The sequence below is a fragment of the Pyrobaculum sp. genome (genome assembly GCF_049971835.1).
In the GTDB taxonomy this organism is placed as follows: Archaea; Thermoproteota; Thermoprotei; order Thermoproteales; family Thermoproteaceae; genus Pyrobaculum.
In genome coordinates, this window is sequence record NZ_JBMFKV010000102.1 from 1 (window position 1) to 7,656 (window position 7,656).

Consider the following 7,656-nt stretch of genomic DNA (forward strand, 5'->3'; position numbering starts at 1 on the left):
AGAGGCCGTGGAGCCGAGGTCCTTCTACGACATTACGGAGCCGGAGGACAGGAGGGAGCTTGCGCAGTTGGTGAAGGCGGGGGTGTTCAGCTACGCGGTGTTGATACCGGAGGACCTGCCGAGGAGAGAGGTGGAGGATATGTTTAGAGAAGCGGGGTTTCTCCACGTGGAGATAGACGCGTCGGGGTGGCCGCGGCAGATAGCCGTAAAGACCGAGAGGGGAGTATTCCTCTTGAAAAAGGTTGAGGAGGGGGTGTACAAAATCAGCAGAGGCGGCCCCCCTCAGTAGATCTCCCCCAGGGCGTGTATACCCAGCTCCCCGAGTCCCCTCTCCACCATCTTTTTATAAAGCTCAAGGGCCAGGGCGGTGGCGGGGAGCGGGAGATTTGTCTTATTCGCAAATTCCATTACGTAGCCCAGGTCCTTCTTTAGGTGGGCGGCTTTGAAACCCGGCGAGAGGTCGCCCCTCAGCAGTTTCGGCAGGTAGAGCTCTATGGAGCCGGACCTCGCCGCCCCGCCCGTCAAAACCTGCGCCACCTTCTCCATGTCTAGGCCGAGGGCCTTGGCCAGCCTGAGCCCCTCCACCATGGCCACGGTGTTCAGCGCGACGACCACCTGGTTCACCAGCTTCATTGCCTGGCCGTACCCCACCGGGCCGACGTAGACAATGTTTCTGCCGAAGGCTTGGAAAACCGGGAGAAGCCTCTTAAACAACTCCTCACTGCCCCCCACCATAATAGTCAAGGTGCCCTCAACAGCGCCCTTCTGGCCGCCGGTGACCGGGGCGTCCAGAAACTCCACCCCGAGGCGGGCCAGCCTCTCGGCAAACCGCCGCGCCCACTCAGGCGAGTTTGTGGACATGTCCACGACAACCAAGCCTGGCCGGGCGCCCTCCACGACGCCGCCGGGGCCGAAGAGGACGTGTTCCACGTCCGGGGCGTCGGACACCATTACGATAACCACGTCGACCCTCCTCGCCAGGTCTGCCGGCGACTGGGCGACGTACACACCCATCTTCTCGAAGGGCTCCGCCTTCGACCTAGTCCTGTTGTAAACCGCGGCGAGGAGGCCCGCCTTGTGTAGATGCATGGCCATGGGCCCTCCCATGATTCCCAGCCCCACGACGCCAACCCTCATGAAGGGGGTGCGCAAATGTATATAAAATAGTTTTTCCTATCCACTATGCTATCACCGGTAGTTTCCTACACCACTGTGAGAGAGGTGAAGGGCCCCCTTATAGTTATTGAAAAGACGAGAGGCGTAGCCTACGGCGAGGTGGGCGAGGTAGTGGGGCCTGACGGTGAGCCGAGGAGGGTCCAGGTAATCGAGGTGGGGACGGACTACGCAGTGGCCCAGGTCCTCGGCGGCACCTTGGGCCTCCCGGCGAAGGGCTCGACGGTGAGGTTTTACGGCAAGACGCTTAAGATACCCGTCTCCGAGCAGTTGATTGGGAGGATTCTCGACGGCAAGGGCCAGCCGAGGGATCACATGCCTCTGCCGCCGCCCGAGGACTTCAGGGACGTAAACGGGGAGCCTCTCAACCCCTACTCCCGGGAGTACCCGGAGGAGCCTATCGAGACGGGTATCTCAGCGATAGACGGCCTCTACACCCTGGTGAGGGGGCAGAAGTTGCCGATTTTCTCCGGCACAGGCCTCCCCCACAACCTAATGGCTGCGCAGGTGGTGAGGCAGTCCACGGTTAGGGGGAGCGAGGAGGGCTTCGCCGTCGTCTTCGTCGGCGTCGGCATCAAGACGGAGGAGGCCCTGTTCTTCATGGACGAGTTTAGGAAGACGGGAGCCCTCAGGAGGGCGGTGGCCGTCCTCAACCTAGCCTCGGACCCTGTGGCGGAGCGCATCCTAGCCCCGCGCGTGGGGCTCACCATCGCGGAGTACCTCGCGTGGCAACTGGGCTACCACATCCTCGTCGTCATTACGGATATGACCAACTACTGCGAGGGGCTGAGGGAGCTTTCCTCGGGCCGCGGCGAGCTCCCCGGCAGGCGGGGCTACCCCGGCTACATGTACACGGACTTGGCGACGATATACGAGAGGGCTGGGAAGGCGCATGGGAGGAAGGGCTCGGTGACCCAGTTCCCCATCTTGACCATGCCTCACGACGACATTACCCACCCCATTCCAGACCTCACCGGCTACATAACCGAGGGCCAGCTGGTGCTCAGCCGCGCCATGTGGGGCAAGGGGATATACCCGCCCTTCGACGTCATCATGTCGCTGAGCCGCCTCGCCAAGGACGCAATCGGCGAGGGGAAGACCAGAGAGGACCACAAAGACGTGGCCAACACCCTAATAGCGGCCTACTCCAAAGCCCTCGAGATTAGAAACCTCGCCACGTTGGTGGGCGAGAGGAACCTCGGCTGGAGGGAGCGCAGGTACCTCCGCTTCGCCGACGCCTTCGAGCAGAAGTTCATAAAACAGGGGTACTACGAGAGGCGTAGCTTCGAGGAGACGCTGGACATAGGCTGGGACGTCATGTCTATTCTGCCGGAGGACGAGCTGACCAACGCCAGGCCGCAGATAACCCAGAAGTTCTACCGCAGACACATCTTTGAGAGCGTACAGGTTTAGTGTACTGAGAGTACATCACGTTTTTAAGTAGGGGGCTCCTCGACGCATGTGAGGGGTAGAACCCTATTCCTCATAATTATCGCGGCGTCGGCCGCGATCTCCCTCTTTGTTGGCTACTACCTCCGCACGACGTCTGCCGTACTAACGTCGGGCGCGCCGAGGGCTCTTGACTTGCGCGGCGCCCCGTCTGCAGACTTGTCGATGGCGTCCGGCGCCGCTCCTCAGACCTTGACTCCACCTGCGCCGTCTGAATTCAAGGGTCCTCTAGAGGTCAGGGAGGGGTACATTAGGCATATTGTCCAGGATTTGGAGGGGGCTGAGTCGGCTGTGAGGAGGGCCGTGGCGGCTGTGGGTGGATACGTGGCGGAGAGCGAGGGTGGGCTGGGCGAGGTTAGGCTCACGGTTAAGGTGCCTAGCGATAGGCTGGATCAGTTCCTCGCCATGGTTAGGGAGATAGGCCCCGTGGACCAGTTTTCAGTAAAGGCGGAGGAGGTGGGGGAGGTGTATACCGATCTGCGGGCCCGGCTGAACTCGACGAAGGCCACTGAGCGCCGGTTGCTTGAACTGTTGCAGAGGGCGCAGAGCGTAGACGAGATTTTGAAGGTGGAGCAGGAGTTGAAGAGGGTGAGGTCAGAGGTGGAGAAGCTCGAGGCTGAGCTCAGATCTCTTGCGGGGAGGATCGCCTACGCCACGGTGGTGGTGCATCTCGTGGGCGGGGGCGTGTCGTACCACGTGACGCTGACGGCGGAGGTGGAGGACGTCGAGGACGCCGTGAGGAAGTTTGTAGACGCCGTGGCCAAGGCGGGCAGGATCAGCTCTATGCAGTTCGCGGGCAGGGAGGGGCGTGTGGAGGCTGTGGTGGCCACCACGAAGCTCGCCCAGCTGGAGGCGCAGGTCCCCGGCGCCGTGGTGGAGAGGAAAGTCGCCTCCGCCCCCTCCGCGACCGGCACGTCCACCGTCGTCGTCAACTTTGTGCAGAAGAAGAGGGCCTACTCCATACACCTCGTTTTAGAAGTCGACAACGTGGAGGAGGCCATGAGGAGCATAGCGGGGCTGGGGGTGGGCAGGGTGCGGTCCGCCTACGCCTCTCAGCAGAGCGGCGAGGTGTGGCTGTCTGTGCCTACAGAAGAGGTCGAGAGGCTGGAGAAGTCTCTGCCCGGCAGGCTGGTGGACAGGAGGGTGGAGCTCACATACGCCCCGGAGTCCCAGTTCACAATTTCACTGCGTAGACCCGCGAACCCCCTGGCAGACGCGCTGGGGGCTGGACTGTCGGCGATGACGACGGTGGCTGTGTGGCTACTGGCGGCGTTGCTGGCGCTGGCGCCAGTCGGGGCGCTGGCCTACGGGGCCTACTACGCCTACAACAAGCTGGCAAAAAGAGGCGCGAGGGGCCGCTAGGCGCCGCAGACCCTCTTGTAGAGCTCTGAGTTTCCCGCCAGCTTTGAGGCTAGGCGGCAGATGAGAAGGGCCGCTGACCTGTCGTCGGGGATATCTGAAAAGAAGCCCTCCGGATCTGGGCCGTTGTACTGGTAGCGGTGGAGGCTCAGGGCGAGTACAGTGAACTCCACCGAGTCGCCGCCTACGACTCCGGCGAGCTTTATCATATGGGTAGTGGGCACCAGAGCGATAACCACATCGACGTCCTCCACTTCGATCTCATCCTCCCCCACTCTGATCCTCCTAGAGCCGGGGTAGATCTTCTTTAAAGCCTCTCTCCTCTCGGCGAGTTGCGCAGCTAGGTAGGCTTTCCATGCCTGGAAGGCTTTACCCGCGGCGTTTCTAAGAAGCCCATCCTCTAGAAACTCAAGCGCCAGACCTATTTCTATCCGCGCCTCGCGCAACCTAGCGTCGCGGTACTTCTCTATGTCCCTCCACGGCTTAGCCAGCAGGGGGAACTCCATAAGTATTCTAAGGCCTAGCACCTATTAAATACTTAAGCGTAGGCTGTAATAAAGATGTAGGCCGCGTCTCTCCTTAGATATGGAGTTTCCCCCATGCTTGTATGCATCCCTTGACTCCACTACTCTACAAGACGCTGTGGTTTTGAGTTAAAAAAGCCCCCTCGTAGGAGAGTGATCACAAAGTGGGGCTGGTTGTGGGTGGATTAGTGGCCGAATAGGTTTTTGAGGTAGCTCTGCTCCCAGGCGTCTTTGCGCTCGGTGTATTCACGCTTCGGCTGCGGGTCTTTGGAGGGTTTGGGTGGCTGTGTGGTGAAGTCTAGGCCGAACATGACTGACAGGGTCTGCAACCCCCCCTCTGGGTTGCCCACGTAGGCCCAGCCTAGGAACGCGTACTGGACGCTGGCTCTGTGCTGGAGGCCTTCCATCTCTAGTATCTTGTTGGCGGCGAAGAGGGCGCTTTCGAAGGCGATTTCCTGGTTTTTGGGAAACGGCAGGCCGGCGGCGTCCCCCGCCGCTAGTACGTCGTCGAACTTGGGGTGCCGCAGGTCCTGGGGCGATCTGACCTCTACCCACTGCCCCCCGAGGCCGGCCTCCGCCACGAACTTGGGCGCCCTGTTGGGCTCGAGCATCGCCAAGATGTCGTATTGGTACTTCTCTCCGCTTCTAGTCACCACGTAGCTCTCCCCAATCTCGGTAATCTCCTGGCTCGTCACAAGCTCAACGCCCTGTTTTTTGTATATCTCTCCGACGACGTCGGCGATGACGGGAGGCTGGGTCTTGTCGTTGGCGTCTATGTGGATAATCCTAAACTTGTCTCTCACCCCCCTGTGCCTCAGCACGGCGTCTATCAGCAGGGCGGTTTCCGTAGGCGCCGGGGCGCATCTATACGGAGCCTTAGGTGCGTACACGACCACGGTCCCCCTCTCGGCGCTCCACACCTTGTCCCTCAGAAGCTTCACCCTCCCGGGGTCATAGACGTTAAGCACGTTGCCTCGGTGTTTGTCGTAGCCTGTTATCTGGGAGCCGTCTAGCGCCACGCCGGGGGCCACCACTAGGTAGTCGTACTGAAGCTCCCTCACGCCGCCGTCGGACACGTAGCCGCCCACGAGCCTAACCTTCCTGTTTGCGGGGTCAACCGAGTACACAGTGCCCACCACCACCTTCACGCCCTTGCGCGACACCTCTTCGTATCCCCTCACAATGCGGTCAAGCGACTGCTCTCCTGTGAGCACAAGCGGCCTGCTGGGCCCGGCGAAGTAGTGAGGCGCGCTGTTCACCACCGTGATCTCGACCTGCATCTTGCCATCTAGAAGCGTCTTGGCGACAGTCAGCCCCGCGATCCCCCCACCTACTACCACCACCTTCTTCATGGAACCCGAATCCGAATGTAATTTTTAAGCATTGAGAAAAACCGATAAAAACCCGGGGCTCCCGGGGGGACGTGATCTGCGCCGAGGACCTCTGCCTCCGGCTGGAGCTGGTGGTCTTCGACAAGCCTCCGGAGAAGATAGAAGTCGAGTCCCGCGGCGCCGTGGCGATCTGCGTCAAGCCCCAAGCCGTGGCCCACTGGCTGGAGCTGGCGCAGGCGCTGTACTACGCCTACCACTGGAAAGGCCCGGCGAAGAATCCAAACATATCAGCGCTGGTGTTCCTCGCAAAGACAAGCCAGATTAGAGACGCACTTGCCTACTCAGCCGCCGGGGCCGCGGAGGCCATATGCGCCGCGCTGGGGCCCAGAGATGCCGTGGAGGCGGTGGAGATGCCCCGGGGCAGGCCCCACATGCCCACGGGGAGCTGGGACCCCTGGGCCATTACCAAATTCGCCCTGGATCTGGTAAAGTAAAGCTTATATACTAGGCGTCTGCATTAGCTATGGATTTTGAAACTGCTAAAATACTCTTCGGCGTCGGGCTTATTCTGCAGATCATAGGCTCCTTTACCTGGCTGGGAGATCTTGGGGCCGTCATGCTGGTCGGCGCAGTCCTGGCACTGGTCGGCGCCCACGGCCTCGCCGACTACTACAACCGCCGCGACATCTTCAACAACCTCCTATACGCCTACATAACAGCCATCGTGGGAGTGGTAATAGCCGCGGTGGCGCTGGTGGGCTGGTTTATACACACCGCCATCTACGCGCCGTGGGCACTACCCAAAGATCTCTACGGAATCGTGTTTATCGCCGTCGGGATCTGGGTATTGGTGTGGCTCATAAAGGTGGTTGCCACTTACTTCGAGAGGAGGGCATACAGAGCCCTCCACGAGGTAACCGGCTCCGACAATTTCCAGAAAGCGGCGACTTTTGTGTGGATAGGGGCCTTGACCTACGTGGTACTCGTCGGCATTTTGATATACATAATAGGGCTGATCTTCGCAATAATAGGGGCGTTTGAGCTCAAGCCGAGGCAGGCGGAGGGCCCCGCAAAGCCTCCCTATACTTAGCCCAAAACTCCCCAATCCTCTCCAGGTGGTCCCTGGGGAGAGGCTTGCCGTCAGACGCCGAGGCGTACTCCTCCAGCTCCTCCAGAGAGGTGGCGGTAACCACCACGCTGGTGACGGGGAAGGAGAGGACGAACTTAACTGCGTACTGCCCCAGGGAGAGGCCCAGCTCCCTAGCGAGGGGGGCTATCTCCGCCTCCACCAGCCGCCTTGCCTTCACCAGCCACTCCCTCGGCCTCAGCGACCTGTGGTCCTCCGGCGGGAACTCCGGCTTGAAGCGGTCTGTCAAGACGTCGCTGGCGTGGGGCACCCTAGCCAGGAGAATCCTCCCGGCCCCCCGCCTAATGAGCTCAAGCCCCGGCTCCTGCTCCAAGATGTTAAACACAAACATCAACGCGTCGAGCCCGGCCCCCAGCGCCGCGAGGCCCTCCTCCAGCACGTCCACCTCAGGCCCCAGCGCGGCCCCTACGTAATCCGCCCAAACCCCGCGCCTAGACAGAACATATCCAGCCACCTCCCTAACGGCCCCCGCCGGGGGGTTGTGGAGCATTAGTATACTCGGCCTCCTCCCAAGCCTCTCCGCCGACCGCGACACAGCCACCTCAAGGTACTGGGGGTCAAACCTCCTCGCCGGCCTCCCCCCGCCGTAGAAGTTGTACCCAACCTTAGTCGAGATGACCTCGTCGTGCCCCCTCAGCCACTCCCCCAGCAAAGCCTCGCTCCTCCCCCTTCC

Annotated in this window: 9 protein-coding genes; 5 read left to right on the top strand and 4 right to left on the bottom strand. The window is 61.1% G+C overall.

What is annotated here, in order from left to right; translation table 11 throughout:
* On the top strand, window positions 1-289 hold a 289-nt coding region (locus tag ACP5J3_RS09160; protein WP_428495410.1), incomplete at its 5' end, for a hypothetical protein.
* Here the strand turns inward: ACP5J3_RS09160 and ACP5J3_RS09165 are convergent.
* Window positions 283-1,137 carry an NAD(P)-dependent oxidoreductase gene (locus tag ACP5J3_RS09165; protein ID WP_428495411.1) on the bottom strand — a complete coding sequence of 285 codons (855 nt, stop codon included), beginning with the start codon at window positions 1,135-1,137 and terminating at the stop codon, window positions 283-285. The genes ACP5J3_RS09160 and ACP5J3_RS09165 overlap by 7 nt on opposite strands.
* Before the next feature lie 45 nt (window positions 1,138-1,182).
* Here ACP5J3_RS09165 and ACP5J3_RS09170 point away from each other — a divergent pair, with 45 nt between their 5' ends.
* On the top strand, window positions 1,183-2,586 hold the full coding sequence (locus tag ACP5J3_RS09170; protein WP_428495412.1) for a V-type ATP synthase subunit B: 1,404 nt from the start codon (window positions 1,183-1,185) through the stop codon (window positions 2,584-2,586).
* A 48-nt stretch (window positions 2,587-2,634) separates the two neighbouring features.
* Window positions 2,635-3,984 carry a DUF4349 domain-containing protein gene (locus ACP5J3_RS09175; RefSeq protein ID WP_428495413.1) on the top strand — a complete coding sequence of 450 codons (1,350 nt, stop codon included), beginning with the start codon at window positions 2,635-2,637 and terminating at the stop codon, window positions 3,982-3,984.
* Here the strand turns inward: ACP5J3_RS09175 and ACP5J3_RS09180 are convergent.
* Together ACP5J3_RS09180 and ACP5J3_RS09185 are read right to left on the bottom strand one after the other, a co-directional pair.
* Window positions 3,981-4,487, bottom strand: coding sequence for a PaREP1 family protein (locus ACP5J3_RS09180; protein ID WP_428495414.1), 507 nt, complete (start codon window positions 4,485-4,487; stop codon window positions 3,981-3,983). The two genes, ACP5J3_RS09175 and ACP5J3_RS09180, sit on opposite strands and share 4 nt — an antisense overlap.
* A gap of 203 nt (window positions 4,488-4,690) precedes the next feature.
* The gene (locus ACP5J3_RS09185) at window positions 4,691-5,857 is read right to left on the bottom strand and encodes an FAD-dependent oxidoreductase (RefSeq protein WP_428495415.1); all 1,167 of its coding nucleotides are present in this window, start codon (window positions 5,855-5,857) and stop codon (window positions 4,691-4,693) included.
* A 71-nt stretch (window positions 5,858-5,928) separates the two neighbouring features.
* Here ACP5J3_RS09185 and ACP5J3_RS09190 point away from each other — a divergent pair, with 71 nt between their 5' ends.
* Window positions 5,929-6,330 carry a hypothetical protein gene (locus ACP5J3_RS09190; RefSeq protein ID WP_428495416.1) on the top strand — a complete coding sequence of 134 codons (402 nt, stop codon included), beginning with the start codon at window positions 5,929-5,931 and terminating at the stop codon, window positions 6,328-6,330.
* 29 nt (window positions 6,331-6,359) lie between these two features.
* Entirely contained in the window at window positions 6,360-6,926 is a 567-nt protein-coding gene (locus ACP5J3_RS09195) for a DUF996 domain-containing protein (protein WP_428495417.1), read from the top strand.
* Here ACP5J3_RS09195 and ACP5J3_RS09200 read toward each other — a convergent pair.
* The coding region (locus ACP5J3_RS09200; RefSeq protein WP_428495418.1) for an aldo/keto reductase at window positions 6,880-7,656 on the bottom strand (777 nt) is incomplete at its 5' end. The two genes, ACP5J3_RS09195 and ACP5J3_RS09200, sit on opposite strands and share 47 nt — an antisense overlap.

Excerpts from the sequence above, each read along its gene's own strand:
- ACP5J3_RS09195 (WP_428495417.1), top strand. The coding sequence starts at position 6,360 with ATGGATTTTGAAACTGCTAAAATACTCTTCGGCGTCGGGCTTATTCTG.
- ACP5J3_RS09170 (WP_428495412.1), top strand. The coding sequence starts at position 1,183 with ATGCTATCACCGGTAGTTTCCTACACCACTGTGAGAGAGGTGAAGGGC.
- ACP5J3_RS09180 (WP_428495414.1), bottom strand. The coding sequence starts at position 4,487 with ATGGAGTTCCCCCTGCTGGCTAAGCCGTGGAGGGACATAGAGAAGTAC.
- ACP5J3_RS09185 (WP_428495415.1), bottom strand. The coding sequence starts at position 5,857 with ATGAAGAAGGTGGTGGTAGTAGGTGGGGGGATCGCGGGGCTGACTGTC.
- ACP5J3_RS09165 (WP_428495411.1), bottom strand. The coding sequence starts at position 1,137 with ATGAGGGTTGGCGTCGTGGGGCTGGGAATCATGGGAGGGCCCATGGCC.